The sequence below is a fragment of the Citrobacter sp. VF227 genome (genome assembly GCF_052950715.1).
This window is the reverse complement of sequence record NZ_JBRFVF010000005.1, coordinates 215,314-241,230: the sequence shown is the minus strand read 5'-3', so window position 1 is coordinate 241,230 and position 25,917 is coordinate 215,314. Positions and strand designations below refer to the sequence as shown.

At 52.5% G+C, this 25,917-nt stretch carries 23 protein-coding genes; 9 read left to right on the top strand and 14 right to left on the bottom strand.

Annotated features, from left to right (window positions below; genetic code table 11):
* The first annotated feature begins 45 nt into the window (after positions 1–45).
* The 4 genes from yiaY to ACU8YC_RS17390 all read left to right on the top strand — a co-directional run bounded on the left by yiaY (position 46) and on the right by ACU8YC_RS17390 (position 4,478).
* On the top strand, positions 46–1,197 hold the full coding sequence (yiaY, locus tag ACU8YC_RS17405; RefSeq protein ID WP_446895590.1) for an L-threonine dehydrogenase: 1,152 nt from the start codon (positions 46–48) through the stop codon (positions 1,195–1,197).
* A gap of 92 nt (positions 1,198–1,289) precedes the next feature.
* Positions 1,290–2,828, top strand: coding sequence for an aldehyde dehydrogenase AldB (gene aldB / locus ACU8YC_RS17400; RefSeq protein WP_151216974.1), 1,539 nt, complete (start codon positions 1,290–1,292; stop codon positions 2,826–2,828).
* A 184-nt stretch (positions 2,829–3,012) separates the two neighbouring features.
* On the top strand, positions 3,013–3,336 hold the full coding sequence (locus ACU8YC_RS17395) for a DUF3302 domain-containing protein (protein ID WP_187253861.1): 324 nt from the start codon (positions 3,013–3,015) through the stop codon (positions 3,334–3,336).
* Between the two features lie 5 nt (positions 3,337–3,341).
* Complete coding sequence (locus ACU8YC_RS17390) at positions 3,342–4,478, top strand: HlyD family secretion protein (RefSeq protein WP_446895589.1); 1,137 nt, start codon at positions 3,342–3,344, stop codon at positions 4,476–4,478.
* Positions 4,479–4,494: 16 nt separating this feature from the next.
* Here the strand turns inward: ACU8YC_RS17390 and ACU8YC_RS17385 are convergent, their stop codons facing one another.
* Entirely contained in the window at positions 4,495–5,448 is a 954-nt protein-coding gene (locus tag ACU8YC_RS17385) for a LysR family transcriptional regulator (RefSeq protein ID WP_151216971.1), read from the bottom strand.
* 121 nt (positions 5,449–5,569) lie between these two features.
* Between ACU8YC_RS17385 and ACU8YC_RS17380 the strand changes: the two genes are divergently transcribed.
* Positions 5,570–6,310: a MipA/OmpV family protein gene (locus tag ACU8YC_RS17380; RefSeq protein WP_151216970.1), complete on the top strand. Its 741-nt coding sequence runs from the start codon at positions 5,570–5,572 to the stop codon at positions 6,308–6,310.
* Positions 6,311–6,402: 92 nt separating this feature from the next.
* Here ACU8YC_RS17380 and ACU8YC_RS17375 read toward each other — a convergent pair whose 3' ends face one another.
* Together ACU8YC_RS17375 and ACU8YC_RS17370 are read right to left on the bottom strand one after the other, a co-directional pair.
* Complete coding sequence (locus ACU8YC_RS17375; RefSeq protein WP_446895588.1) at positions 6,403–8,358, bottom strand: glycoside hydrolase family 127 protein; 1,956 nt, start codon at positions 8,356–8,358, stop codon at positions 6,403–6,405.
* Between the two features lie 10 nt (positions 8,359–8,368).
* On the bottom strand, positions 8,369–9,769 hold the full coding sequence (locus tag ACU8YC_RS17370) for an MFS transporter (RefSeq protein ID WP_210904149.1): 1,401 nt from the start codon (positions 9,767–9,769) through the stop codon (positions 8,369–8,371).
* Between the two features lie 252 nt (positions 9,770–10,021).
* Here ACU8YC_RS17370 and ACU8YC_RS17365 point away from each other — a divergent pair, with 252 nt between their 5' ends.
* Positions 10,022–10,837 (top strand): helix-turn-helix domain-containing protein, encoded by an 816-nt coding sequence (locus ACU8YC_RS17365; RefSeq protein ID WP_187253858.1) that lies wholly within the window; start codon positions 10,022–10,024, stop codon positions 10,835–10,837.
* A 4-nt stretch (positions 10,838–10,841) separates the two neighbouring features.
* Here ACU8YC_RS17365 and araD read toward each other — a convergent pair whose 3' ends face one another.
* The 8 genes from araD to yiaK are packed head-to-tail and all read right to left on the bottom strand — an operon-like array spanning position 10,842 to position 18,373.
* On the bottom strand, positions 10,842–11,537 hold the full coding sequence (gene araD, locus ACU8YC_RS17360) for an L-ribulose-5-phosphate 4-epimerase (protein WP_151223994.1): 696 nt from the start codon (positions 11,535–11,537) through the stop codon (positions 10,842–10,844).
* Positions 11,531–12,391, bottom strand: coding sequence for an L-ribulose-5-phosphate 3-epimerase (locus ACU8YC_RS17355; RefSeq protein ID WP_151223993.1), 861 nt, complete (start codon positions 12,389–12,391; stop codon positions 11,531–11,533). Before ACU8YC_RS17355 ends, araD begins: the two co-directional genes overlap by 7 nt.
* The gene (ulaD, locus tag ACU8YC_RS17350; RefSeq protein ID WP_151217214.1) at positions 12,384–13,046 is read right to left on the bottom strand and encodes a 3-keto-L-gulonate-6-phosphate decarboxylase UlaD; all 663 of its coding nucleotides are present in this window, start codon (positions 13,044–13,046) and stop codon (positions 12,384–12,386) included. The genes ACU8YC_RS17355 and ulaD overlap by 8 nt, the downstream gene beginning before the upstream one ends.
* Positions 13,046–14,548 (bottom strand): FGGY-family carbohydrate kinase, encoded by a 1,503-nt coding sequence (locus tag ACU8YC_RS17345; RefSeq protein WP_370619361.1) that lies wholly within the window; start codon positions 14,546–14,548, stop codon positions 13,046–13,048. Before ACU8YC_RS17345 ends, ulaD begins: the two co-directional genes overlap by 1 nt.
* Positions 14,549–14,602: 54 nt before the next feature.
* Positions 14,603–15,922, bottom strand: a complete 1,320-nt coding sequence (locus ACU8YC_RS17340) for an MFS transporter (protein WP_446895587.1) — start codon at positions 15,920–15,922, stop codon at positions 14,603–14,605.
* Positions 15,923–15,953: 31 nt separating this feature from the next.
* Positions 15,954–16,886, bottom strand: coding sequence for a DUF4862 family protein (locus ACU8YC_RS17335; protein ID WP_446895586.1), 933 nt, complete (start codon positions 16,884–16,886; stop codon positions 15,954–15,956).
* 12 nt (positions 16,887–16,898) lie between these two features.
* Positions 16,899–17,363, bottom strand: a complete 465-nt coding sequence (locus tag ACU8YC_RS17330; protein ID WP_151216956.1) for a YhcH/YjgK/YiaL family protein — start codon at positions 17,361–17,363, stop codon at positions 16,899–16,901.
* 11 nt (positions 17,364–17,374) lie between these two features.
* Complete coding sequence (gene yiaK, locus ACU8YC_RS17325; RefSeq protein ID WP_151216954.1) at positions 17,375–18,373, bottom strand: 3-dehydro-L-gulonate 2-dehydrogenase; 999 nt, start codon at positions 18,371–18,373, stop codon at positions 17,375–17,377.
* 217 nt (positions 18,374–18,590) lie between these two features.
* Here yiaK and yiaJ point away from each other — a divergent pair, with 217 nt between their 5' ends.
* Positions 18,591–19,406 (top strand): IclR family transcriptional regulator YiaJ, encoded by an 816-nt coding sequence (gene yiaJ / locus ACU8YC_RS17320; protein WP_048213806.1) that lies wholly within the window; start codon positions 18,591–18,593, stop codon positions 19,404–19,406.
* 117 nt (positions 19,407–19,523) lie between these two features.
* Positions 19,524–19,997, top strand: a complete 474-nt coding sequence (locus ACU8YC_RS17315) for a 4Fe-4S dicluster domain-containing protein (protein ID WP_005120516.1) — start codon at positions 19,524–19,526, stop codon at positions 19,995–19,997.
* Positions 19,998–20,032: 35 nt separating this feature from the next.
* Here ACU8YC_RS17315 and avtA read toward each other — a convergent pair whose 3' ends face one another.
* On the bottom strand, positions 20,033–21,283 hold the full coding sequence (avtA, locus tag ACU8YC_RS17310) for a valine--pyruvate transaminase (RefSeq protein WP_446895585.1): 1,251 nt from the start codon (positions 21,281–21,283) through the stop codon (positions 20,033–20,035).
* 174 nt (positions 21,284–21,457) lie between these two features.
* Complete coding sequence (malS, locus tag ACU8YC_RS17305) at positions 21,458–23,488, bottom strand: alpha-amylase (RefSeq protein WP_446895584.1); 2,031 nt, start codon at positions 23,486–23,488, stop codon at positions 21,458–21,460.
* A 316-nt stretch (positions 23,489–23,804) separates the two neighbouring features.
* Between malS and ACU8YC_RS17300 the strand changes: the two genes are divergently transcribed.
* Entirely contained in the window at positions 23,805–24,629 is an 825-nt protein-coding gene (locus ACU8YC_RS17300; protein ID WP_151216947.1) for a protein bax, read from the top strand.
* Positions 24,630–24,702: 73 nt separating this feature from the next.
* Here ACU8YC_RS17300 and xylR read toward each other — a convergent pair whose 3' ends face one another.
* Positions 24,703–25,881, bottom strand: coding sequence for a D-xylose utilization transcriptional activator XylR (xylR, locus tag ACU8YC_RS17295; RefSeq protein ID WP_446895583.1), 1,179 nt, complete (start codon positions 25,879–25,881; stop codon positions 24,703–24,705).
* Between the last annotated feature and the right edge of the window lie 36 nt (positions 25,882–25,917).

Sequence of the window (25,917 nt, the reverse complement as noted above, 5' to 3'; positions counted from 1 at the left end):
CACTCGTATGCTTCCTGACTCTTTAGAGTAATTAAGGATCGTACAATGGCTGCTTCAACATTTTTTATTCCTTCCGTGAATGTAATTGGCGCTGATTCATTAAAAGACGCAATGAATACAATGGCGGAATATGGTTTTCGCCGTACGCTGATTGTCACGGATGCCATGCTGACGAAATTAGGTATGGCTGGCGAGATTCAAAAGGCATTACAGGAACGTGATATTTTCAGCGTAATTTACGACGGTACGCATCCTAATCCCACGACCAGCAACGTTGCCGCTGGCCTGCAAATGTTGACAGAAAACGAATGTGATAGCGTTATTTCTCTCGGCGGCGGTTCTCCGCACGATTGTGCGAAAGGTATCGCTCTGGTGGCCGCTAACGGCGGCGATATTCGCGATTACGAAGGTGTAGACCGTTCTGCAAAACCGCAGTTGCCGATGATCGCCATTAACACCACCGCGGGCACGGCATCAGAAATGACCCGTTTCTGTATCATTACGGATGAAGTACGCCACATTAAAATGGCGATTGTCGATAAGCACGTTACGCCGCTGCTGTCGGTTAATGACTCCTCGCTGATGGTCGGCATGCCGAAGTCTCTGACGGCGGCTACCGGTATGGATGCGTTGACCCACGCTATCGAAGCCTACGTGTCAATTGCCGCCACGCCAATTACCGATGCGTGTGCGCTGAAAGCGGTCACCATGATTACACAAAACCTGCCGGTCGCCGTTGAAGAGGGCAGCAATGCTCAGGCGCGTGAAGCCATGGCTTACGCGCAGTTTCTCGCGGGCATGGCCTTTAACAATGCCTCTCTGGGTTACGTACACGCTATGGCGCACCAGTTGGGTGGCTTCTACGATCTGCCGCACGGCGTATGTAATGCTGTGTTGCTGCCACATGTGCAGGTCTTTAACAGCAAAGTAGCTGCCGCTCGCCTGCGCGATTGCGCAGGGGCAATGGGCGTGAACGTTGTTGGTTTGAGCGCAGAGCAAGGGGCAGAAGCCTGCATTACGGCGATCCGCGAACTGGCGCAGAAAGTGAATATTCCGGCTGGTTTGCGTGAGCTGAACGTGAAGGAAGAGGATATTGCCGTACTGGCGACCAATGCCCTGAAAGATGCCTGCGGCTTCACTAACCCGATTCAGGCGACTCATGAAGAAATCATGGCGATTTATCGCGCTGCCATGTAATTCGTGATACCTGTCGTAAAGCAGTAAATGGCTGGCGAATAATTCGCCAGCCCCGTCTACCCTTGTAGTACCCCTACAGCAAGGAGACGGTCATGACCAACAACCCCCCTTCAACGCGTATTTATCCCGGCGAGTATGGTTACCCTCTGAAGTTAAAAGCCCGATACGATAACTTTATCGGTGGTGACTGGGTCGCCCCTGTGGACGGCGAGTATTACCAAAACCTGACGCCGGTAACCGGGCAATTACTGTGCGAAGTGGCCTCTTCCGGCAAAAAGGATATCGATCTGGCACTGGATGCCGCGCACAAAGTAAAAGACAAGTGGGCGCAAACATCCGTGCAGGACAGGGCGGCGATTCTGTTCAAAATCGCCGACCGTATGGAGCAAAACCTGGAACTGTTGGCGACGGCAGAAACCTGGGATAACGGTAAACCCATCCGTGAAACCAGCGCGGCAGACGTGCCGCTGGCGATTGATCATTTCCGCTATTTCGCTTCCTGTATTCGTGCGCAGGAAGGGGGAATAAGCGAAGTTGATAGCGAGACCGTGGCTTATCACTTCCATGAACCTCTCGGTGTGGTAGGACAAATTATTCCGTGGAACTTCCCCTTGCTGATGGCCAGTTGGAAGATGGCGCCTGCGCTGGCAGCGGGTAACTGCGTAGTGCTTAAACCTGCCCGCCTGACGCCACTGTCCGTACTGCTGCTGATGGACGTTATCGGCGATCTGCTCCCACCTGGCGTGGTGAACGTGGTAAACGGCGCGGGTGGGGAAATTGGTGAGTATCTGGCGACGTCTAAACGCATTGCGAAAGTGGCGTTTACCGGCTCAACGGAAGTTGGGCAGCAGATCATGCAGTACGCCACGCAGAACATTATCCCTGTGACGCTGGAGCTGGGTGGGAAATCACCCAACATCTTCTTCGCTGACGTGATGGATGAAGAAGATGCGTTTTTTGACAAAGCGCTGGAAGGTTTTGCGCTGTTTGCCTTCAACCAGGGCGAAGTGTGTACCTGTCCGAGCCGTGCGCTGGTACAGGAATCCATTTACGAACGTTTTATGGAAAGAGCCATTCGCCGCGTGGAGAGTATTCGTAGCGGTAATCCGTTAGACAGTGTGACGCAGATGGGTGCGCAGGTGTCGCATGGTCAACTGGAAACCATACTGAATTACATCGACATTGGTAAGAAAGAAGGGGCAGATGTTCTCACCGGTGGGCGGCGCAAGCTCCTCGATGGCGAGTTAAAAGAGGGTTACTACCTCGAACCGACCATTCTGTTTGGCAAGAACAACATGCGAGTTTTCCAGGAAGAGATCTTCGGACCGGTGCTGGCCGTCACGACCTTCAAAACCATGGAAGAGGCGCTGGAAATCGCCAATGACACTCAATATGGGCTAGGCGCTGGCGTCTGGAGCCGTAACGGTAATTTGGCGTACAAGATGGGCCGTGGGATTCAGGCGGGGCGTGTATGGACCAACTGCTACCACGCTTACCCGGCACATGCGGCGTTCGGCGGCTATAAGCAATCGGGCATCGGACGCGAGACGCATAAGATGATGCTTGAGCATTATCAGCAAACCAAGTGCCTGCTGGTGAGCTACTCGGATAAACCGCTGGGACTGTTTTAATTTCTCATCACTTATTGCCCGGTTTTGCGCCGGGCATATCTTTATTCTTCAGTTATATATAAACCCATATGTCGTTATATAAATAAGATAATTGCACTTCATATACATACTCATCTACTATCATTCAATCTATTTGTTAATCTAAATAGAATTCTTATTTGTTATTTCAATCTCTGAGGCAAATATGTTTCTTGATTATTTTGCATTAGGAGTGCTTGTTTTTGTATTCCTGGTCATTTTTTATGGGGTTATTATTCTGCATGATATTCCCTACCTGATTGCAAAAAAACGTAACCATCCTCATGCCGACGCAATACATGTTGCGGGCTGGGTGAGTTTGTTCACCTTACATGTTATTTGGCCTTTTTTGTGGATCTGGGCAACACTGTATCGCCCGGAGCGAGGCTGGGGGATGCAGAGCGCTGATTCTTCCCTTATTCAACTGCAGGAACGGGTAGCTGATCTGGAAAAGAAACTGGGTGAGGTTAAGACCTCTCCGGCGGAGTAATATCGATGGATTTACTGATCGTTTTGACCTATGTGGCGTGTGCGTGGTCAATATTTAAAATATTTAAAATTCCTGTCAACAAATGGACCGTGCCCACTGCGGTATTGGGCGGTATATTCATTGTTTGTGGACTGATACTACTGATGAATTATAACCATCCGTATACCTATAAGGCGCAAAAGGCGGTAATTTCTATTCCCGTAGTGCCGCAGGTAACGGGTGTAGTAACGGAAGTGACGGATAAGAAGAATACGCTGATTAAAAAAGGCGAAGTTCTGTTCAAGCTTAATCCGGGGCGTTATCAGGCACGGGTTGATCGCCTGAAAGCCGATATTGTTACAGCACAACATAAAGAGCAGGCGCTGGTGGCGCAGTTGGACGAAATGAAAGCCAACACGCAGCAGGCTAAGGCTACCCGTGACAAGCTGGCGAAAGATTACCAGCGTTATGTGCAGGGGAGTCAGGCGAAGGTGAATCCTTTTTCTGAACGCGATATCGATGCGGCGCGGCAAAACTATCTGGCGCAGGAAGCGTCGGTGAAATCCTCTGTCGCAGAGCAGCAGCAAATACAAAGCCAGTTAGACAGCCTGATAATGGGTGAGAATTCGCAAATTGCCAGCCTGAAGGCACAACTGGCTGAGGCGGAATTCAATCTGGATCAAACCGTGGTTCGTGCGCCCAGCGATGGTTACGTTACGCAGGTGCTGATGCGTCCCGGAACCTATGCCGCTGCGTTACCGATGCGTCCGGTGATGGTGTTTATCCCGGATCAAAAACGGCAAATTATCGCCCAGTTCCGTCAAAACTCGCTGCTGCGTCTGGAACCAGGTGATGAAGCTGAAGTGGTGTTTAACGCGCTGCCGGGTAAGGTATTTCGCGGTAAACTGGCTGCGATTAGTCCGGCAGTGCCGGGCGGCACATACCAGTCGAACGGGGCGCTGCAATCTTTAAATTCCACGCCCGGTTCGGAAGGTGTGATTGCCACGATTGAGCTGAATGATAATGCGGAGGTTAGCGCGTTACCTGATGGGATTTACGCGCAGGTCGCCGTTTATTCAGACCACTTCGAACATGTGTCAGTCATGCGCAAGGTCTTGTTGCGCATGACCAGTTGGGTGCATTACCTGTATCTCGATCATTAAAATCAGGCTATTTTGCTTACTCAGTCTGCTGTTTCTGCGACTGAGTAAGCTGCCGGCGAATTTCCCCCAACATCTCATCAAGAATAAACTGTACTCGCCAGGGCTGGTATTCGCGTTTGCGGAAAATGGCCACCAGATCCAGCCACCATTCATATTGTTCAGTGAAGCACGGAACCAGCAGTCCGGCTTCAATATCTTGCTGTACGCTGGTATTTGGCGCAAAAACAATACCAAGATGGTTACGTGCCAGTGCCAGTGCGGACTGCGTATTATCGCAAACGTAATTCCCTGTCACACGATAGTCGCGCATCTCCTTACTTTCGAGAGTGGTGAATCGCCAAATATTTGCATCGTCAATCATCATTGAATCAATCAAGATACAGGAGTGGTGTTCAAGGTCTTCGGGGCAGTTAATAGGATGGTTTCTGAGATACTCCGGACTGGCAAAAGCCATCACTGCATATTTCGTTATGAAACTCGCAACCAATGACTCATCTTTTGGACGAGCGTAGGTAATTAAAACATCACAATCATCCGGAAAATCAACGCCTTCATAAAATGCTTTACGTTCCAGATTACATGTTTTTAGTGTAAGAGAAATACCGCCAATGTTTTTTATTTCTGCAATAACTTTTTGTGATAAGTAAGAAATTATCCCAGTTGGCGCATAAACTGTGACTCGCCCGCTTTTTTCATGCTTATAATCAGCAATGAAATTATTCAGCTGTTCGGTTCTGTCCAGCATGTCGTTGATGTAGGGAAGCAGTGCCTTGCCAAACGGAGTAAGGGTGAGTTGTCGGGTGGTTCTGTCGAAAACTTTTAACCCTACTTTTGATTCAAAATCAGCAAGATATTTGCTGACGTTGGCTTGCGCAATGCCGAGGATGGTCGCTGCGTGGCTGATGTTCTCACTGGCAGCGATTACCGAGATAATCTTCAATTCCCGGTGTTTGAGTTGTAATTTATTCATCGCAAAGCCCAATATATATATGATTTTATATATTACTATATAAATATGAATGTTGCATCGATGAAATTGTAAGCATTATTATGCACGCGCTTTGTAGCTTATTTTAAAATGGAAAGTTGGCATGTTAATTAAACGCAATGTTGTGGCGCTAATTGCTTTTTCTTTTATGGCGAGTGCATCAGCCGCAGAATTTTCTCTTGGCGGTGGCGCTGTATATAATGAATCACCTTATCGTGGATATAATGATAATGTTCACGTTGCACCGCTTGCCAGTTATGAAAGTGAATCCTTTTATTTTAGGCAAACAACGTTAGGTTATATTCTTTCAAAAAACGAAAGTAATGAATTTAGTATTACTGCCTCATATATGCCGCTTGAGTTTGATCCAGGCGATAACGACGACCATGCGATGAAAATGCTGGACAAGCGTGACGCTACCGCGATGGCAGGTGCAGCATGGTATCACCATGAAAGATGGGGCAGCGTGAAAGTCTCCGCCGCAGCGGATGTGCTGGATAACAGCAACGGTTGGGTCGGGGAATTATCTCTGTTCCGCCAAATGCCGATGGGCAAGCTGACGCTGACGCCGGCGATTGGCGTGCTCTACTATGACGAAAACTTCAACCAATATTATTACGGTATCTCTGGCAATGAATCCCGCCGTAGTGGGTTATCAAGCTACTCCCCTGGCGACAGCTGGACACCGTATGTTGCACTGACCGCGAAATACGCTTTGACCAGCAACCTGACGCTGCTGGCCAGCGCCAACTACAGTGCGTTGCCGGATGACATCAAAAATAGCCCGATGGTTGATCGTGACGACAGCTTCACATTCCTGACCGGGTTAACCTGGCGTTTCTGATTCTCACCCGTTTGTCCTCAGGGAGGAGGGCAATCTTTTCAGTGCGCCAGGCCGGATAAAGCGCGAAGCGTCATTATCCGGCACGTTTTCAATTACAGCTCATTCACCCAAATACGCATTTCGCCTTCACCACGATTCGCCCAGCTAAACCACGGAATAAACGTCAGCGTATGCGCCTGACGCAAAGCCGGTGAAACATCGTAGTGCCACAAGGATTGCTGTGAGGCGTTGGCACTACTTTGCTTCACACCTTCAGCCTGAATTAGCACCTTATGGCTGAATAAACCTTTACCTTCGAATACCCGGAATTCACTCTCTTTCGGCAGCCACAAATTATGTAGCTCCTCACCGTTGTCGGCCTGTTCCAGGCAATACACCAGCGGCCCACGTTGAATGGCGACCTTCCCTGCCACATGGCGCATCAGTGGATTTCCGTACACCCGACGTACCGGCATCGGCAGGGTCAAACTGAGCGTATCGCCTTCCTGCCAGGTTCGGCTGATGTGCAAATAGCCTTTGCGAATATCCTGCGCAACCGGCTGACCATTCAACAAAACCTGCGGTGCGGAGCACCAGTCTGGCAGGCGCAGAGCGAGGGTGTGATACACCGATTGCGGTGATTCGATGGCGATTTTTACCTGTTCATGCCATGGGTAATCCCCGCTAATACGTAGCTTAAGCGAGCCATTTGCAACAGGGACCTCCATGCTATTGCCCACGTACATATTGATATACAGCGCATCCTGACGTGGCGTGTAGAGGTAATGACCAATTGAGGTTAACACGCGGGCGATATTCGGTGGACAGCAGGCGCAGCCGAACCAGCGCTGGCGAACGGGCTTCACGTGGTCATAAATATGATTGAATTTTAATGATTTAGGGTGTACTTCCAGCGGGTTAACGTAGAAGAAATGCTTGCCGTCGAGCGCCATACCTCCCAGCACCGTATTATACAGGGCGCGTTCCATCACGTCGGCATACTGACTGTCGGCCTCCATTTCCAGCATTCTCCGGGCGAACATCATCAGGCCTATTGAGGCGCAGCTTTCTGCGTACACTGAGTCGTTAGGCAGATCGTAATCGCTGCTAAACGCTTCGCCACTGCTTTGCGAGCCGATCCCGCCGGTAATGTACAACTGGCGCTGGGCCATGTTTTTCCACAGACGCAAGCAATCCTGGCGCTTGCCTTCGTCCTGGCTTAAGCGTGCCAGATGCGCCACGCCGGTCATCAGGTAGACAAAGCGTACCGCGTGACCAATAGCCTTTTGCTGCTCTGAAATCGGTTGGTGTGCCTGGCTATAGGGCTTATCTTTCACCATCCACGCCGGGCCGTAGGTGTGCCAGTAAGAGGTTTGGCCGCGTTTCTCGTACTCTTCGTCATAGAAATGAGGCTGTGTGCCGCGCTGTTCAACAAAGTAATTTACCAGCGCCATATAGCGAGTTTGCTGGGTCACTTCGTACAAGCGCATCAGCGCCAGCTCGATTTCCGGGTGTCCGGGGTAGCCGTGCAGTTGATTCTCCCCGAGTCCAAACACGCTGTCGATGTGATCCGCCAGGCGACACACCACCTCTAACAGACGGCGCTTTCCCGTTGCCTGGAAGAACGCGACACCCGCTTCAATTAAATGACCGGCACAGTACAGCTCATGACATTCGGCGAGGTTGGTCCAGCGTTCATTCGGGGCTTTCACCGTGAAGTAAGTATTGAGATAGCCATCTTCACACTGCGCTGCGGCCACCAGTTCAATGACTTCATCGGCCGTTTTCTCAAGTTCCGCATCGGGTTTCTGACACAGCGACCAGGCAACGGCCTCCAGCCATTTCGCCACGTCGCTATCCTGAAAAACCATCCCGTAAAACTCACCATCCTGCAGACCTGCGGCGATACGGAAATTCTCTATCGCATGGCTGGGTTCCGCCTCTGCAATGCGGTCATTGAGCGCATCCCACTGATAGGGGATCACCACGTCGCGCACCAACTGCTGATATTGTCCGAGGAACGGATCGCTGACTGTGAGCTTATGCAGGTCGACTTCCAGTACGTTCATTTCGAGCTCCTTAAGGCTGTACATGACGCTGACGCAGATCGGTGGCAATGCGCGACATCATCGGGTTATTGAGTTTGCAGATGCGGATTGACAGCGCCAGCAGCAGGTGGAACAGCGCGGGCAGCAGCGTTTCCATTGCGGTAATCCCTTGCAGCGAACTGGCGGTTTGGTTACCGGCGCCTGGCTGATAGGCGACAAAAATAAATAGCAGGCTGATGATCCCTGCACTTGAGGCCCAGGCCAGCTTGATGAAAAACAGATTGAAGGCGAAATTCATGCCGGAGGAACGCACGCCGGTTTTCCACTCGCCGTAATCGTCGGCGAAGGCCATCAGTGAGAAGTGCAGCGGCAGCGTGAAGCCTAAAATAATGCCGTTACCGAGGATGACTGCCAGCCACAGTGTCTGATAAGCCGGGCCGGTTGGCAGGAACCACATCAGTATCGCCAGGGCCGTCAGCACCAGGTTGGTGTAGTAATAGAGTTTGACGGTATCAATGCGGCGGGTCAGGGGGCTGACGATCACTGACCCGATGATGGACGCGAAGGTGACCATGGTGAAAAACAGCGACGTATAGGCGGTGCTGCCTTCCAGCACGTAGGTAATAAAATACATGTACCCGCCGCCGCGAATATTAAAGACGTTGATCAGCAGGAAAGACATTACCAACATCAACAATAGCTGATCGTTTTTGCGCAGTCCGCCAATGTGCTCACGCAGGGTAAATTTTCCCATCATTGCCAGCGGCACACGCTCGCGCACCCAGAAGAAGCAGCACAGGAACATCACCACCGCAATGGCACACAGGATGCCCACGCCAAACTGATAACCCTGCGCGGCATTGCCCTGACCCAGGACATCCACCATCCACGGCAGGCCAACAGAGACCAGGAATCCCGCTACACCGCACAGCACGAAGCGCCAGGACTGGCAGGCGATCACTTCATTGTGGCGAGTCGTCATCGTATTGATCAGCGCACAGTACGGCACGTTGATGGCGGTATAGCTGACGGAGAGTAGCAGATAGGTGCCGAACGCCCAGGCGATTTTGACGCCCATGCTGGCGTCCGGGACGGTAAAAGTCAGTACGCCAATAATACCAATCGGAATCGCAACCCACAGTTGCCACGGGCGAAAGCGCCCCCAGCGGCTTTGCGTACGGTCGGCCAGCACGCCCATGACGGGATCGGAAATGGCGTCAAATATACGCAGGGCAATAAATAATGTGCCGACCAGCGCAGGCGTTAACCCGAAGACATCGGTGTAGAAAAATGTCAGGAAGTTCATGATCAGGCAGGTAATTACCGTCCCGCCAGCATCGCCTAGCCCATAACCAATTTTTTCACGCAGGGATAATTTGTCGTCCTGGGCACGCTGTGCCAAATCAGATGTTGTAATCGGAGCCGAAGTCATAAATAACTCCCGGAGAGGATGTTCAGAAAGTTTCCCGCTACGTTGCGGGTTATTTGTTTGTAATTTGCAAAATACGTTATTTATTCTGCACGAAATGTTTGGGTCAACAAGGGAAGAGAAAAGTATAAAAAGATGACAATTCCGACTTCATTATAAAAATGTGATTTCGATCCAGCGGAAAGCTAATTTATCGTGAATAATCAATGATAAATAGCAGTTTAAATAATGTAAAAAGCGGGAATTTGAATATATATGCTCGAATTATCCATGTCTCTTCCGATTAAAGTGCAAAATGGTGGGCTATTTATTTCCCGGGGCGTGGGCAGTCATCCTGCGCGACGATTGCAATCCTGGGAAATTATCTTTGTTGAAAAAGGGACATTAACGATTCGCGAAGGCCAGACAGTTTTTTGCGTGAATGCCGGAGAAAGTTTGCTGCTGTGGCCACAGCGATCGCATATTGGCGTTGGGCAATTTCCGGCTGATTTGAAATTTTACTGGTTGCACTTTGAGGTCACAGCAGAAAATGAAGCATCAATAGCAGGATCGTTACTTGCTATACCTCAGCATTCCCGGGTGGGTGAGCCACAATATATTATTTCGTTGTTTCGCCAGTTCTTACGTGAACAGGAAAATATTCATCGCAGCATGGCGCTGGAACTGATTCTACTGCTGATTTTGCAGCAAATATCCGCAGCCGCCAGCGAGCAACCCGTCGACAGCCCCGGGAATGCCCTGGCCTGGAAAGCACAGCAAATCATTCACACCCGGTTTCACCTGCCGATTTCCGCCTCAACGTTGGCGAAAGAACTGCATTGCAATGCGGACTATCTGGGGCGCGTTTTTCGTGGCGCTTTTCGTCTGACGTTAACCGAAGCGTTGCATCGCCAGCGGGTGAGGGCGGCAGAAAAACTGCTGATCAGTGATTCGCTATCGCTTACTGAAGTGGCAATGAAATGTGGGTTTAATGACGTGGGCTATTTTCGCAAAATCTTCCGCAAACACACCAGCCTGACGCCCGCGGCGTGGAAACGGCGCTATTGCAAAGAACATATCAATAGCGCCTGACCCGTTATTGCCCGTAATACGCATTTGCCCCGTGTTTGCGCAGATAATGTTTATCCAGCAACTCAGACTGCATATCCGGCAACTGCGGGGCTAACTGGCGAGAGAACAACCCCATGTATGCGCACTCTTCGAGCACCACGGCGTTATGCACCGCGTCTGCCGCGTCTTTACCCCAGGCGAACGGTCCGTGGGAGTGCACCAATACCGCCGGAACCTGCAGCGGATTGAGATCGCGTTGCTCGAAGGTCTGAATGATCACCTCTCCGGTTTGATATTCATATTCGCCGTTGATCTCTTCAGCGGTCATCAGACGGGTACACGGAATAGAACCATAGAAATAATCGGCATGCGTGGTGCCCCATGCCGGGAGATCCAGACCCGCCTGCGACCAGATCGTCGCGTGGCGAGAATGGGTATGGACGATCCCGCCGATCTGTGGATAACGACGATACAGCGCCAGATGGGTTGGCGTGTCGGACGACGGTTTTTTGTTGCCTTCCACCACGTTGCCGCTGGCAATATCCACCACCACCATGTCGTCGGCGGTCATCACGTCATATTCCACGCCGGATGGCTTAATCACCATCAGTTTACGTGTTTCATCCACTGCGCTGACGTTGCCCCAGGTAAAGGTAACTAAGCCATGAGCCGGAAGCGCCAGGTTTGCCGCCAGCACCTCGGCTTTCAGTTGTTTTAACATGGAAATCCTCCTTCCTGCATGCGTGCTTCTATCCAGCGCCGTGCCTGGATAATTTCCAGTACCGGCTCTTTCGCTTTTTCAGTCCACATTTCAATCAGAAACGACCCGCGATAGTTCAGTTGATGCAACGTTTTGAAGATACCAACAAAGTCCACGCACCCTTCGCCAAACGGTACATCGCGAAACTGGCCCGGATGCGTTTCGGTTACCGGCAGCGTGTCTTTCAGGTGGATAGCAGCGATGCGGTCAATGCCCAGCGTCAATTCAGCAGTGACGTCGTTCCCCCAGGCGCTGAGGTTGCCCACGTCTGGATAGACGGTGAACCACGGCGATGACAGCATTTCATCCCACTTTTTCCACTTGCTGATCGAGTTCATAAATGCGGTATCCATGATTTCTACCGCCAGCATCACCTGCGCAGCGGCAGCCTGCTCCACTGCCCATGCCAGTCCTTCGGCAAAGCGCTGCTGCGTGCCTGCGTCATGTTCTTCGTAATAGACGTCGTAGCCTGCCAGTTGAATGGTGCGAATGCCTAAATCGCGCGCCAGGCGAATGGCTTTGCTCATAATTTCTCGCGCCCGCTCACGCATGGCTTCATCGCGGCTGCCAAAGGGAAAACGACGGTGGGCTGACAGGCACATTGACGGGATCGCCACGCCGGTTTCCAGCATCGCGCTAACCAGCGAGGCGCGCTGAGCTGGACTCCAGTCGAGACGCGCCAGGCGTTCGTCGGTTTCATCCACCGACATCTCGACGAAATCAAAACCGCAGCTTTTCGCCAGCACCAGCCGTTCCGGCCAGGAAAGGTCTTTGGCCAGTGCTTTTTCATAGATACCTAATGGATGGTTACGCATGCAGTGTTCCCCAGATGGTCTCGATTTGCGCATGGAATTCGCCAGCAACCTGCGCTGGGTTTTGCGCCCCCGCCAGCGCGCGCCCGGCGATAAAGGCTTTGACGTTAATGTCGCGGAACAACGGCAGATCGGCGGGCGTGATCCCACCGGTAATCGACAGTTCCAGACCGATATCAGAAAGCGCCTTCATGCGTGCCAGGTCTGCTTCTCCCCACTGTTGTCCGCTGGCCTGAGCATCGCGTCCGCGATGGTAAATCGCCTGGCGAACGCCAACGCGATACCAGTCGCGGGCATCATCCAGCGTCCAGTTGCCGAACAGCTCCATCTGAATTTCACCGCCGCAGGACTGCGCGACGTCATGACCTTTCTCTACCGTCGCCAGCGGCGCGGCACAGATGATGGTCATCCAGTTTGCACCTGCTCCAAAGGCTTGGAGCGCGAGGGTTTCGCCCGCATCGGCCACTTTCCAGTCGGCGACGATGATTTTATTCGGGCACTGGGCGCGCAGGGCTTTCACGGCGCTCAGCCCTTCGGTTAAGCAGAGAATCGTCCCCGCCTCAACGATATCGACGCTCTCTTGTAGCAGCGCGACGTCGCGTTGTGCGGCTTCAAGGCTGGTGTGGTCGAGCGCCAGTTGCAGTAATGGTCGACTCATCATTCGTGCTCCTTAATGCGGGCGTGGTAGCCCTGTAGTGCGGTAATTAAATCCAGATATTGGCGGTATTTACGCTGGTAGCTCGCCTGTGCGGCGGCGTCCGGCAACAGCGTGCGCACCGGGTGCTCCAGGCTGCGCTGGGCGTCGCTGAAGTTGGAATAAACGCCGGTGCCGACGCGGGCGGCGAGCGCAGCGCCAAAGCAGCCGGTCTCTTCAATCTGCGGCAATTCGATACGTAAACCGCTGACGTCTGCCAGCATCTGCATCCAGATGTCGGAGTGCGCCGGACCGCCGGTGACGCGCAGGGTATGCGCCTTCGTAAAGCGTTCGCGCATGCGATTGAGGTGGGTCATGTGGCTGAAAACCACGCCTTCGTAGATGGCCTGCAATAAGTGGGCGCGAGTGTGTATCGCCTGCATGCCATAAAAGCCGCTGGTCATCTCCAGCCCGGCGTTGCTGCCGTACAAAAATGGGAGAAAGAACAGCTCGCTACCGGCTTTCGGTAAACTGGCAACGGCCTGATTGATCTCAGCAAAAGAGAGTTCGCCCCACTGGGCGGTAAACCATTCCAGATTGCCGGAAGAGGTCGGGCTGGCTTCGTGAACGATGTACTGCCCGTCATTGACATAGCGGCCATAAACGTAGGGATGAGCTTCGTGGTCGCGCAGGCCGTGGGCGATCCCGCTGGTGACGGCCCAGGTTCCCATCACTGCGTTGAGGGTGTATTCATCTTCGATACCGGCGCAGAGTGCGGTGGAAACCACATCAAACAGTCCGCCGACGACGGGCGTGCCCGCCGCCAGACCGGTTAGGGCGGCTGTCTGAGCGGTGATTTCCCCGCATATTTCTGCTGAGCCGACAATCGGCGGTAGTGCATTGTCGATCTCGCTGATGCCCAGCCACTGGGTCAGGCGCGAGTCGTACTGACCCGAAGTCATGTTGTAGAGGTTCGACTCGGAAATATTGCTCTCTTCGCAGCCTTTGACGCCGGTTAAGCACCAGCGCAGATAGTCATGGCCCATCATGACGCAGCCAATTTGCGCGTAACGGTGGGGGTGATTCTCTTTCACCCAGCGCAGCAATGATGCCGGATGCCCGGTCCATAACGTCTGGCGGGTGATCGGGTAGAGCTGCTCGGGAATTCCATCCTGCTGCCAGCGCTGGACGATTTCCATCGCCCGGCGGTCGGAAGAGAGGATGGCATTGCCCAGCGGTTTATCCTGCTTATCGAGGAGGAACAGGCCTTTGCCCTGAGCGGAAATACCGATACCTTTGATTTGATCTCCGCAGACGCCGGTGCGCGCTAACAGCCCGGCGATCGTGGCTACACACTGTTGCCACAACTGGTGCATATCGCGTTCGGCGTAACCGGGCAATGGCGATGCGGTCTGTAACGATTGCCGATTAATGCCATGCTCATGACCTTTGGCGTCATACAACCCGGCTTTCAGATACGTACCGCCACAATCAATACCCAGCCAGAAGGTCTTTTTCTCACTCATCTTGTTATCTCATTTTTGCCGGATGGCGCTGTGCTAGCGCCACCGGGCATTGTTTTACGCTGTGCGTTTATGTGGATTCAGTGTCTTTAGCGGAGCGGCACCGGCATCGCATTTGGCTGGCAGCAGCAGCGCCATCAGCGCGGCCAGAGCCAGTGAGATAGCCAGGCAGTAAACCCCCGCATCTTTGCTATACAGGGTGATGAGTACGCCGACCGCATAAGGACCGCAGAAGCCGCCGAGATTGCCCAGCGCGTTGATGACCCCGCGTGCGCCACCGGCCATTTCCGCACTGAACAAACGCGCCGGAATGGTCCAGAACACGCCCGCTGCCGATTGTAGGAAGAAGCCGCAGCCGACCAGCGCGGCATAAGCCAGCCAGACGTTATTTTTCAGCGCGACGGAAAGGAACATGCACAGGGCAAAGCCAATCAATGGCAGGCAGACGAATAGCTTGCGTTTACCGGTGCGGTCAGAGAGAGAAGAGAACAGGAACATCCCGGCAATGGCCCCGACGTACGGCAGAATGGCGAGCATACCGACCTGTCCCATGCTGCTGTGCGTCAACTCTTTGAGGATGGTCGGCAGCCACAGGGTGTAACCGTAAATCCCGGTCTGATAGAAGAAGTTCAGTGCGATGAGCTGCCACATGGTTTTATCGGAAAGCACCGCGCCCAGCGAGGCGTTTCTGACTTCCGTTCCGGCAATGGCTTTTTGCTCGGCGTCCAGTGTTTCGACCAGATAATTTTTCTCGGCCTCAGAGATCCAGCGTGCCTCCTGCGGACGGTCGTAAACGGTATAGGCCCACAACACCAGTACAACGACGGAAAGCAAACCTTCAATGATGAACAGCCAGCGCCAGTCGAGAATGGTGATAATCCAACCCGAGAGCGGGGCAGTAATGATTCCGGCAATCGGCACAAACATAATCACGATCGCATTGGCACGACCACGCTCGGCGTCGGGGAACCAGTTACTGATCATCGTCAGCACCACCGGCAGCATGCCGCCTTCGGCTACACCGAGTAAAAAGCGCAAAACCAGCAGTTGATATTGATTAGTGATCAACCCCGTAAGGACGGATATCACTGCCCAGGCAACCAGTGACCAGCCGATAAATTTCTTGCCGCTACCGTGAACGGCAATTTTTCCGCCGGGAACCTGTAAAAACAGATAACCGATAAAGAAAATACCGCCAGCCAGTCCTGCCATGGTGGCGGAAATACCTAATTCGGCATCCATACCCCCCGGCATCGCAAAGGCGATATTGACGCGGTCCATATAAGAAATAATACAGGCGATTAAAATAGGTGGGATAATTCGCAGCCAGCGCTGACGGGGTATATCTTTGAGTGTAGGGCGAGAGGTCATGTTCATATTAATATTCTCGTAGAGTAGTATTTTATTTTTATATTTTTGCTTTATTTAACGTCGCGATACCGTCACGCAATATCGCTACGCGATGGTTCACATCTGCATTGGCGTTTATTTCCAGCAATTTAATACCAGCAAATTGCAATGGTTTGGCTTCTGCGCAGGCGAATAATTCGCGGGCATGGTCGATGGTCATCAGACTTTGTGAGCAGAACGGAGCAAACGGGGCGTGTAAGTCCTGCCACTCGCCGTAGTCTCCCGTTATTGTGGTGCCGGAGAACATCAGCGCCCCCAATTTTCCAGCCTGTTTGGTCTGCTGCGTGTGGGTCAACGCCAGGGCGGGATTTTGCCCTTCAATGGCCGATCGCGCCCAGTTAATGCACACGCTGATGTCATACCCGGCAATGACCTCCAACACATTGCCTAACGGCAGAAAGCCTTTGCGCGGCGCAATGCCGGTCATAGCATCACAATGTTCCAGCACCAGATCGCATGACCAGTCCCAATTGGCTATCTCTTTAAGCGAACGGGCGAGTGCGTCGGTGGCCTGCGCAACATTTGGATTGCTGGCATTGGGAGCGGCATGTAGTTCCAGCGCAATCACTTTTCCGGCGTTGGCCGTATTGATATGGTTGATTTTCTGCTGCAGATGACGGTAATACGCCACGCAGGCTTTACGCTGATCTTCGTCGCTGGAAGCCAACCCGAAACCGCTGTTTGCGCCACGACGGCGCATGGTTTCCATAATGGCGGTGACCACGATTTGCCAGTCGCCCGGCGTATGGCGCAATAACCATTCGTCGCCTAACGGGTGAAGATGTTCAAGGCAGGGCTGCTCCAGCCCTCGAATATCCGGGGTATCGGCGAGCTGTCGCCAGAATTCCTTCTCTTCCTCTTCACTCTTTTGGTGAAATGAGGGTGCACAGGGGTACGCACCGATTATATAACCGGCATTATTAACGCTCATGTTGTGCTCCTTTTATAAAACTGAAATAGCAACCTTCACAACTATTTTGCGGATCGGTGTGGCGACAGTTTTATGACATGCAGGACGGTGAACATCCTGCGGGAAAAATATGGCATAGCTTCCCGGAATCATTTCGATGAAAGATTCATGTTCGCTGGCGTGATAAAAAATAATATCGCGCTGTTCTAATAACGATTCACTGATTTGGTTATTCCCGGTATCAATCGCGATACCGATTTTTTCTTCACCCCAGGCCAGAAATTGAATATCCAGGTAGCGGCGATGCACTTCCGGGCGATTTTCGGCAACATCACGCGTGGTTAAATCGATAATTTGCGCAAAGATGTTTTTACCGTCGATTTCCACTACGCCCGGTTCCAGTTTGCGGAAGTCTGTGCTGCGCAGAAAGTCGAGCGCTCTTTCAATCGCCGCGGGTAAACGACACGGGTTAGGCTGAGCGATATGTCCAAAGATCATACTCTGACTCCTTACAACGCCTGAATTTTGGCCCAGACGCTGTCATCAACGGTGATACCGTTGCGGCGGTTTTCATCCAGCAACTTTGTAAACTCGTGACCTGGTAGACGAACAGGTGTGTTTTCATCGGCGCGTTCGGCGGAGGTGATGAAATCCATAATCCGCTGCAGTTTGGCGTCGCGGGATGCGCCATCGATCAGCTTGTCTACTTCGATGGCGATGAAAATCTGTGAAACGCCATATTCATCACTGTTGTCCTGGGTGACTTCGGCCACGGAAGAACCGTCTGAAAGCAGGGTGGCGATCATATCCAGCACAATCGACAGGCCAGAACCTTTCCAGTAACCCATTGGCAAAATACGGCGGTTTTTCTCGATAACGCCAGGTTCTCTGGTGAGGTTACCTTCATCGTCGAACCCGCCGTCCACCGGCAGTTCACGACCGGCCAGGCGATTCACTTCCAGCATGCCGTAGGAGAACATCGACATCGACATATCGACCATGGTGATCGGCGTGGAGGGGATGGCAACAATCAGCGGGTTAGTGCCTATGCAGCACTCTTTAGAACCCCATGCAGGCATCACGGCAATGGAGTTGGTCCAGCAGATACCAATGTAGCCTTTCTCCGCTGCTTGCCAGCCATAGCTGCCGCCGCGCATCCAGTGGTTGGCGTTACGCAGCGCGACCAGGCCAATACCGTGATCGGAGGCCAGTTCGATGGCTCGGTCCATCATCTTTTTCGCCGTCAAATTGCCGATCGAACGTTGGGCATCCCACTGCTCAATTGCCCCCAGGCTGGTAATGCGCTGCGGTTTGGCTTCAGGAATGATGTCACCGTTATCCAGTTGCTGAATGAAACGGGGAAAACGGTTCACGCCGTGCGAATACACGCCGGATTCGGTGGTACGGGCAAACATTTCGGCACAGGCATCGGCGGTTTCAACGGCGATACCGCGTGCCAGCAGTACCCGATTGAACGCTTCTTTCAACTGCTCAAAAGTGACTTTCATTCCTGTTTCCTTGTTTAAATTTGATCGCTTTTTTATCTCTAAATTTCACTATGCGAAATCTGATTTCAAATATAGCGATCAAATTTTGACAGATCAACGGGGCGGCTTGTTTTTTAAAATCATCAAAATCAAACGGTTGTGTTTTTTCGGTTCAGATCGTGAACTGAAACACACTTTGCGCTACCATCAGAGCGCGACGAAAAGGGGAGCGGAAGCGATGGGCACTAAAGAGAGTGAAATGACGCAAGACAAAGAGAGGCCAGCCGGAAGTCAGAGCCTGTTCCGTGGTTTGATGTTGATTGAGATTTTGAGCAACTATCCGAATGGTTGCCCGTTGGCGCATTTGTCTGAACTGGCAGGGCTGAACAAAAGTACCGTGCATCGACTGCTGCAAGGGCTGCAATCCTGCGGATATGTCACTCCCGCGCCAGCGGCGGGGAGTTATCGCCTGACCACCAAATTTATTGCCGTGGGTCAGAAGGCACTGTCGTCACTGAATATCATCCATGTTGCTGCGCCGCACCTTGAAGCGCTGAATATCGCCACCGGTGAAACCATCAACTTCTCCAGTCGTGAAGACGACCATGCGATTTTGATTTATAAGCTGGAACCGACAACGGGCATGCTGCGTACCCGCGCTTATATCGGTCAGCATATGCCGCTGTATTGCTCAGCGATGGGCAAAATTTATATGGCGTTTGGTCATCCGGACTATGTGGAATCTTACTGGCAGAGCCACCAGGATCTGATTCAGCCGCTGACCCGCAATACGATTACTGGTTTACCGGCCATGTACGATGAGCTGGCACAGATTCGCGAAAGCAGCATGGCAATGGATCGGGAAGAGAACGAGCTGGGGGTTTCCTGCATTGCCGTGCCGGTGTTTGATATTCATGGGCGGGTGCCGTACTCAGTATCGATTTCACTCTCTACCTCGCGCCTGAAGCAGGTCGGAGAAAAGAATTTACTCAAGCCGCTGCGGGAAACCGCGCAGGCCATTTCCAATGAGCTGGGCTTTACCGTTCGCGATTAGGCGCATGCCTGGCGTCGTTCAGGCACCTGACAAAATTTAACCGTTTCCCCTGTCCGATCAAAGCGACAAGGGTGACCTCTCTGGCACTCTGTGTTTTTCACGCAGAGGGAGGGGAAAATGAACGCGTTTATTATGGCGGATGCGGCAAAATGTATTGGGTGTCGTACCTGCGAAGTGGCCTGTGTCGTCGCGCATCAGCAAAACCAGGATTGTGCGTCGGTCTCTTCCACTGCGTTTACTCCGCGGATCCGCGTGATTAAAGATGACGCCTTTACGACGGCGGTCGCTTGTCATCAATGTGAAGATGCTCCTTGCGCGAATGTTTGCCCAACGCACGCTATTCGTCGTGAACATGGACATATCTTCGTTGAACAGGCGCGTTGTATTGGCTGTAAAAGCTGTATGCTGGCTTGTCCGTTTGGGGCAATGAATGTCGTCGCCCGCTCGTCACGGGTGCAGGCGATAAAATGCGATTTGTGCTGGCACCGTGAGGCGGGACCCGCGTGTGTCGAAGCCTGCCCGACCAGCGCGTTGCAGTGTATAGATGCGGTCAGCGTCCAGAAACAGCGTCTACGTTCCCAGCCGCTGTGAAAGTAGCCCGACCCGTGCCTGGGTCGGGTTTATCATCAGCCTTCCAGCCAGGCGCGTTCGATCTCTTCAGCCAGAATCTTCACTCCCGCTTCGATTTTCTCCGGCTCTGGCACGTAGTTCATCCGCATGCACTGATGCGTATGCGGCCAGGGTTTATCCAGCCCTGGGAAGAAGTAGTCGCCGGGAACCATCAGCACGCCACGCGCTTTCAGGCGCTGATACAGCAGTTCAGTAGTGATGGGTAAATCTTTGAACCACAGCCACAGGAAAATCGCGCCCTCTGGTTTATGAATCAGGCAGCGATCTTCAGGTAAATAGCGGCGAATGATCGCAATTGTCTCCTGTACGCGCTGGTAATAAAACGGTTTGATAACCGTCTCGGACAGACGCAAGAGGTCGTTGCGCTTAATCATTTCGCACATCATTGCCGGACCCATTCCGCCAGGTGCAAGGCTGATGATGCCGTTCATATTGGTGATAGCTGTGATGATTTTTTCATTGGCGATAATGATGCCACAGCGGGAACCCGGCAGACCCAGCTTCGAAAGACTCATGCACAGCACAATGTTGGGGTTCCACAACGGGCGTGCTTCGCTAAAGATGATGCCAGGGAACGGTACGCCATAGGCATTATCAATCACCAACGGGATCCCATGCTGGTTGGCCAGCCGATCCAGCTTCATCAGCTCATCATCGGTGATCACGTTACCTGTCGGATTGGTCGGACGTGACACGCAGATCATGCCTGTCTCTTCACCGATGTGCAGGTGTTCAAAATCAACGTGATACTTAAACTGACCTTCCGGCAACAGTTCGATGTTCGGACGCGCGGAGACAAAGAGATCTTCTTCCAGCCCGGAATCGGCATAGCCAATGTATTCCGGTGCCAATGGGAACAACACTTTTCGGGTGGTTCCATCGGCGCTACGTCCGGCGAAGAGGTTGAATAAGTAGAAAAACGCGCTCTGACTGCCATTTGTCAGTGCAATATTTTGTGGCTCAATATCCCAACCCAGATTCTCACGTAGCAGTTTCGCCAGCTCAGACAGTAGCTCGGTTTTACCTTGTGGACCGTCATAATTACAAAGCGCATCAGTGGCTTTGCCGTTTTCCAGCATATCTGCCAGCAGAGAATGAAAGTAATTTTGCATCTCTGGAATTTGCGCTGGATTGCCGCCGCCGAGCATGATGGCGCCAGGGGTGCGTAAACCGTCGTTGAGGTCCTCCATCAGGCGTGTGATGCCTGAATGGCGGGTAAATTTGTCGCCAAAAAGTGAGAATGTCATAGCTGGTGGTCTGTCGAACTGAGTAATAAAGTGGCTAACCATAGCGCTACCCATAGCAGGGTGCAAATCAGGGGTATCAGGCTGGATTGATGTTTTATGCTGCCTAAACGTATCAGGCTGGTGAATTGTTTTGAGCTGCGTCCGGCCAGATGACGACACCGGACGCTAGCCTGGTTAATGCTGGCCGGCCCACACCACCATGACTTTATCATCGCCATGTTCGCGGATAAATCCGTATCCCTGCTTCAAAGCCAGCGTGGTTTGTTGACCGGCGCCAATAGCGGAATGTCTGGCCCTGAACTGACTGATACGCTGCCAGTGCGCGACGCTGGTGGCAGATTTGCCGGTCACCTCCTGCCAGTTCATCTCTGAGCGTGTACCCTGTAATGGGTCAGAGCCGGTTGGGCCAAAAGGTCGGGCCGACTCGTCGCCATAAAAGAGCTGTACCGCGCCCGGCGCCAGCAGCAATAGCTCGGCGGCTTTGTCTCCACCTTCGCGGAACAACCGCGTATCGTGCGAGGAGAGATAACTCAGGACGTTGAAGTCCTGCAGTTTATCCGCCATCTGCTGCCAGATGAGATCCATGTTTGCCAGACAATCGACGGCCTTTGCCGCCTGTTCCTGATAGTCAAAATTGATCATCGCATCAAAGCCGTGACGATAATAATCGCTCTGCATTACGCCGTGACCCCAGGCTTCGCCGGTCATCCAGAAGGGGTTATCATCCAGCGCTTTGTCCGGGTTGGCTTTCTTCCATTCGAGCAGTGCCGCGCTGGCCTGTGTTTTTAGCTGCTGCCAGGCGGGAAGCTCGACGTGTTTGGCGGTATCGACCCGAAAGCCGTCAATCCCATAATCTCGCACCCACTGGCTGAGCCAGTGGGTCAGATAATCCCGGGGGGTGTAACCAGCAATGGCTTTGGCGCGCGTATCCGGCTTGTGCTGATAAAAGTTTGGCTGCCCGGAAGGTGTGGTGGATTCGGTTTTCAGATCGGGCAGGAACGCCAGCGACATGGTCAGGTCATCAAAGCCAGGATTGTCGTAATCGCCAATATCGGTGCGGATCCAGTTTTTCCCCCACCATTTTTCCCAGCCGGCTTTATTGCTGAAGTTGATGTAATCATTAAAACTGTGCCAGCTCTGCCCGGCAGCGGGCTTCCAGTCCGTCCAGCGTTCCCCGAGCGTTTTTTTCAGCTCATCGCCCGATAGGTACAGTGCCCCAAACTGATACTCCTGCATATCCGCCAACGTGGCGTAGCCGGTATGGTTCATCACCACATCAAACAGGACACGGATGCCGCGCTGGTGTGCGCCATCAACCAGCGCACGCAGATCCGCTTCATTACCCATGTTGGCGTCAAGCGTGGTCCAGTCCTGGGTGTAGTAGCCGTGGTAGGCGTAGTGGGGAAAATCTCCTTTGGCGCCGCCCCCAACCCAGCCGTGGATTTGCTCAAACGGTGCGCTGATCCACAGGGCGTTGACGCCCAGTTGTTGCAGGTAGTCGAGTTTACTGGTGAGGCCGCGCAAATCGCCACCGTGGAAAGTGCCAATTTCCCGCATGCCGTCGTTGCGACGTCCGTAGCTGTGGTCGTTGCTCGGATCTCCATTCACAAAGCGGTCCGTCAGGACGAAATATACCGTGGCGTTATGCCAGTCGAAAGCGGCGGGGGCATCGGTTTCTGCCCGTTCCAGCAGCAATAGTCCGTTACTGGTTGCGGCGGGTTGTAAGGTAATCGACCCGTTTTTTACTGTTGCCGTTTGCTGGCTGTAGAAATCGCGCACCACGGCACCTTCCGGGAAGGTCTGGCTCACGTCCAGCGTTAACGGCGAACCATCCCATTTTGGGCACTGGCGAATCTGGACGGTGGCGGGCCCTACGGTGTTTTTGACCGAGAGCATTAGCGTCGGTGTGCCGGACCGGGTATCGACTTCCAGCGTGTAATCGCCGTCTTTGAATAAACGCCACTGCGGCGGCGCGCCTTCACACGGTTTTAGCGATAGCATCTGGTTGAGTTTTATCGCATCAGCAGGCTGCCAGCACTGTTGGTCAAAATTCAGAATCAAAGGGCGAGTACCCTTCGTCAACGCTGCATGGCTGACGAATTTACCCGTACCTTCCGCTTCGAAGGTGGGAAGTTCTGGAGAAGTCCATGATGAGGCGATGGCAAAGCCGGGTATCAGCGCCAGCGCAACGGCGGCAAGTTTCATAATGCTGTCCTTGATGCTGCGATTTTCGCCAGTTTGCCAGTGAAATCAGGCCGGAAACTCCTCCTTTGAGTCGATTCCGCCAGGAGGAGAAGTGAGGGGGAGCTAACGCGTTCAAAAAATGAACTGATTTTGCGATAACCTCCACATTTTCTTCGAATTAATGGCGCCCTGAACCGTTAATGCGTGACATAGTTTCAGAATTGGACTATCTCTTTGGGTGCTCTTGACGGCTATTTTTGATATGATTTGAGATTCATCTCTCATTTTTGTGAAAAATATAAGGTGTTGGAATGCATAAATCCGACCAGGAGACCTAATGATATTGACTCCCATTCGACGATATGGGGCAATGATTCTTATGTTACTCACCGTGGTATTTTCGGGTGAGGCGCTGGCAAAGACACACACGGCGACAACGAGTCACAAGCCTCAGGTAATCAAGGCAAGTAATAAACAGGTAAGCAGTAAACAAGAGTATTCTCGCAATAGTGCAAAGAGTAGTTCACTTCCTGATTTGCGAAAATACCCTTCCGGAACACCAAGGAAAAAAGCGTTTCTCCGGACGGTTATGCCTTATATTACCAGCCAAAATGCTGCCATTACGGCGGATCGTAACTGGTTGATTTCAAAACAGTACCAGAACCGCTGGTCACCCACTGAGCGCACGCGTATGAAAGACATCGCGAAGCGCTACAAGGTGAGCTGGTCTGGCAACACGCGTAAAATTCCGTGGAATACGCTGCTTGAGCGCGTAGACATTATCCCGACCAGCATGGTTGCAACCATGGCTGCGGCCGAAAGCGGCTGGGGGACGTCGAAGCTGGCGCGTAGCAACAACAACCTGTTTGGCATGAAATGTGGCAAAGGTAGTTGCAATAACGCACCGGGTAAGGTGAAAGGCTATTCACAGTTTGAATCGGTGAAAGAGTCGGTAAATGCCTACGTCATTAACCTGAACACGCACCCGGCTTATTCTTCTTTCCGTAAGTCACGCGCGCAGTTGCGTAAGGCCGATCAGGAAGTCACCGCTACCGCGATGATCCATAAGTTGAAGGGGTATTCCACGAAAGGACAGAGCTACAACAACTATCTGTTCGCCATGTATCAGGATAACCAACGCTTAATCGCCGCACATATGTAATTTCGTGTGCTAATCCGGTCTACAAATCACCTTGTAGGCCGGATCAGACCAGGTAGCCATCCGGCAATTCCCTCTATAGCAACACTTCACTGTTCACATCGCGATACTCTTTTGGCGTCGTATCGTACTCTTTCTTAAAGACTGAATAGAAATACTGCAGCGACGGATAGCCGCACATCTGTGAAATTTCGTTGATCGAAAGCGTGGTAGAAACGAGCAGACTGCGCGCTTTTTCCAGCTTTTCGGCATGAATCACGGCGTGGATGGTCTCTCCGACCTCTTCTTTAAAGCGCTTCTCCAGATTCGAACGTGAAATTCCCACTGAATCCAGCACTTGTTCAACCTTAATCCCTTTACAGGCATGATTGCGAATAAAGTGCATGGCCTGAATTACGGCAGGCTCGGTCAAGGAGCGGTAATCGGTTGAGCGCCGCTCTACCACGCGCACTGGAGGAACCAGAATGCGTTGTAGAGGCAGCACTTCATTCGCCAGCAAGCGGTGCAGGAGTTTTGCGGCCTGGTAGCCCATCTGCCTGGCTCCCTGAGCCACGGATGACAGCGCTACCCGCGACAGGTAACGGGTCAGTTCTTCGTTGTCTATTCCTATCACACACAGCTTTTCTGGTACCGGAATATGCAGGTGCTCGCAGACTTGCAGGACGTGTCGTGCCCGCGCGTCGGTGACCGCGATAATGCCGGTTTGAGGCGGCAACGTTTGTAGCCAGTCTGCCAGACGATTTTGCGCGTGCTGCCAGTTTTCCGGCGCAGTTTCCAGCCCCTGGTAGACGACGCCGCGGTACTTTTCTTTTGCCACCAACTGGCAAAACGCATATTCACGTTCCGCGGCCCAGCGTTTACCGCTTGACGAAGGCAGGCCGTAAAACGCAAAGCGGTTTACCCCTTTTTCTTTCAGATGCAGGAAAGCACTTTCTACCAGCGCGTGATTGTCGGTAGCAATGTAATGTACCGGGGGATAATCTTGCTCCCGATGGTAGGAACCCCCAACGCCGATGATTGGAACATCGACATCGGCAAGTAATTGTGCAATGTCATCATCGTCATAATCGGCAATAACGCCATCACCGAGCCAGTCTTTAATATTATCAATACGGGCGCGGAAATCTTCCTCAATGAATATATCCCACTCGGATTGCGATGCCTGTAAATATTCACCCACTCCTTCTACCACCTGGCGGTCATAGGCTTTATTGGCATTAAATAACAGAGTGATGCGGTGACGTTTATCAAACATAAGAACCTGTCCTGGAAAGGTTAACGTGGGCCTGTC

Coding starts and splice junctions, on each gene's coding strand:
- yiaY (WP_446895590.1), top strand. CDS start 46: ATGGCTGCTTCAACATTTTTTATTCCTTCCGTGAATGTAATTGGCGCT.
- aldB (WP_151216974.1), top strand. CDS start 1,290: ATGACCAACAACCCCCCTTCAACGCGTATTTATCCCGGCGAGTATGGT.
- ACU8YC_RS17395 (WP_187253861.1), top strand. CDS start 3,013: ATGTTTCTTGATTATTTTGCATTAGGAGTGCTTGTTTTTGTATTCCTG.
- ACU8YC_RS17390 (WP_446895589.1), top strand. CDS start 3,342: ATGGATTTACTGATCGTTTTGACCTATGTGGCGTGTGCGTGGTCAATA.
- ACU8YC_RS17385 (WP_151216971.1), bottom strand. CDS start 5,448: ATGAATAAATTACAACTCAAACACCGGGAATTGAAGATTATCTCGGTA.
- ACU8YC_RS17380 (WP_151216970.1), top strand. CDS start 5,570: ATGTTAATTAAACGCAATGTTGTGGCGCTAATTGCTTTTTCTTTTATG.
- ACU8YC_RS17375 (WP_446895588.1), bottom strand. CDS start 8,358: ATGAACGTACTGGAAGTCGACCTGCATAAGCTCACAGTCAGCGATCCG.
- ACU8YC_RS17370 (WP_210904149.1), bottom strand. CDS start 9,769: ATGACTTCGGCTCCGATTACAACATCTGATTTGGCACAGCGTGCCCAG.
- ACU8YC_RS17365 (WP_187253858.1), top strand. CDS start 10,022: ATGCTCGAATTATCCATGTCTCTTCCGATTAAAGTGCAAAATGGTGGG.
- araD (WP_151223994.1), bottom strand. CDS start 11,537: ATGTTAAAACAACTGAAAGCCGAGGTGCTGGCGGCAAACCTGGCGCTT.
- ACU8YC_RS17355 (WP_151223993.1), bottom strand. CDS start 12,391: ATGCGTAACCATCCATTAGGTATCTATGAAAAAGCACTGGCCAAAGAC.
- ulaD (WP_151217214.1), bottom strand. CDS start 13,046: ATGAGTCGACCATTACTGCAACTGGCGCTCGACCACACCAGCCTTGAA.
- ACU8YC_RS17345 (WP_370619361.1), bottom strand. CDS start 14,548: ATGAGTGAGAAAAAGACCTTCTGGCTGGGTATTGATTGTGGCGGTACG.
- ACU8YC_RS17340 (WP_446895587.1), bottom strand. CDS start 15,922: ATGAACATGACCTCTCGCCCTACACTCAAAGATATACCCCGTCAGCGC.
- ACU8YC_RS17335 (WP_446895586.1), bottom strand. CDS start 16,886: ATGAGCGTTAATAATGCCGGTTATATAATCGGTGCGTACCCCTGTGCA.
- ACU8YC_RS17330 (WP_151216956.1), bottom strand. CDS start 17,363: ATGATCTTTGGACATATCGCTCAGCCTAACCCGTGTCGTTTACCCGCG.
- yiaK (WP_151216954.1), bottom strand. CDS start 18,373: ATGAAAGTCACTTTTGAGCAGTTGAAAGAAGCGTTCAATCGGGTACTG.
- yiaJ (WP_048213806.1), top strand. CDS start 18,591: ATGGGCACTAAAGAGAGTGAAATGACGCAAGACAAAGAGAGGCCAGCC.
- ACU8YC_RS17315 (WP_005120516.1), top strand. CDS start 19,524: ATGAACGCGTTTATTATGGCGGATGCGGCAAAATGTATTGGGTGTCGT.
- avtA (WP_446895585.1), bottom strand. CDS start 21,283: ATGACATTCTCACTTTTTGGCGACAAATTTACCCGCCATTCAGGCATC.
- malS (WP_446895584.1), bottom strand. CDS start 23,488: ATGAAACTTGCCGCCGTTGCGCTGGCGCTGATACCCGGCTTTGCCATC.
- ACU8YC_RS17300 (WP_151216947.1), top strand. CDS start 23,805: ATGATATTGACTCCCATTCGACGATATGGGGCAATGATTCTTATGTTA.
- xylR (WP_446895583.1), bottom strand. CDS start 25,881: ATGTTTGATAAACGTCACCGCATCACTCTGTTATTTAATGCCAATAAA.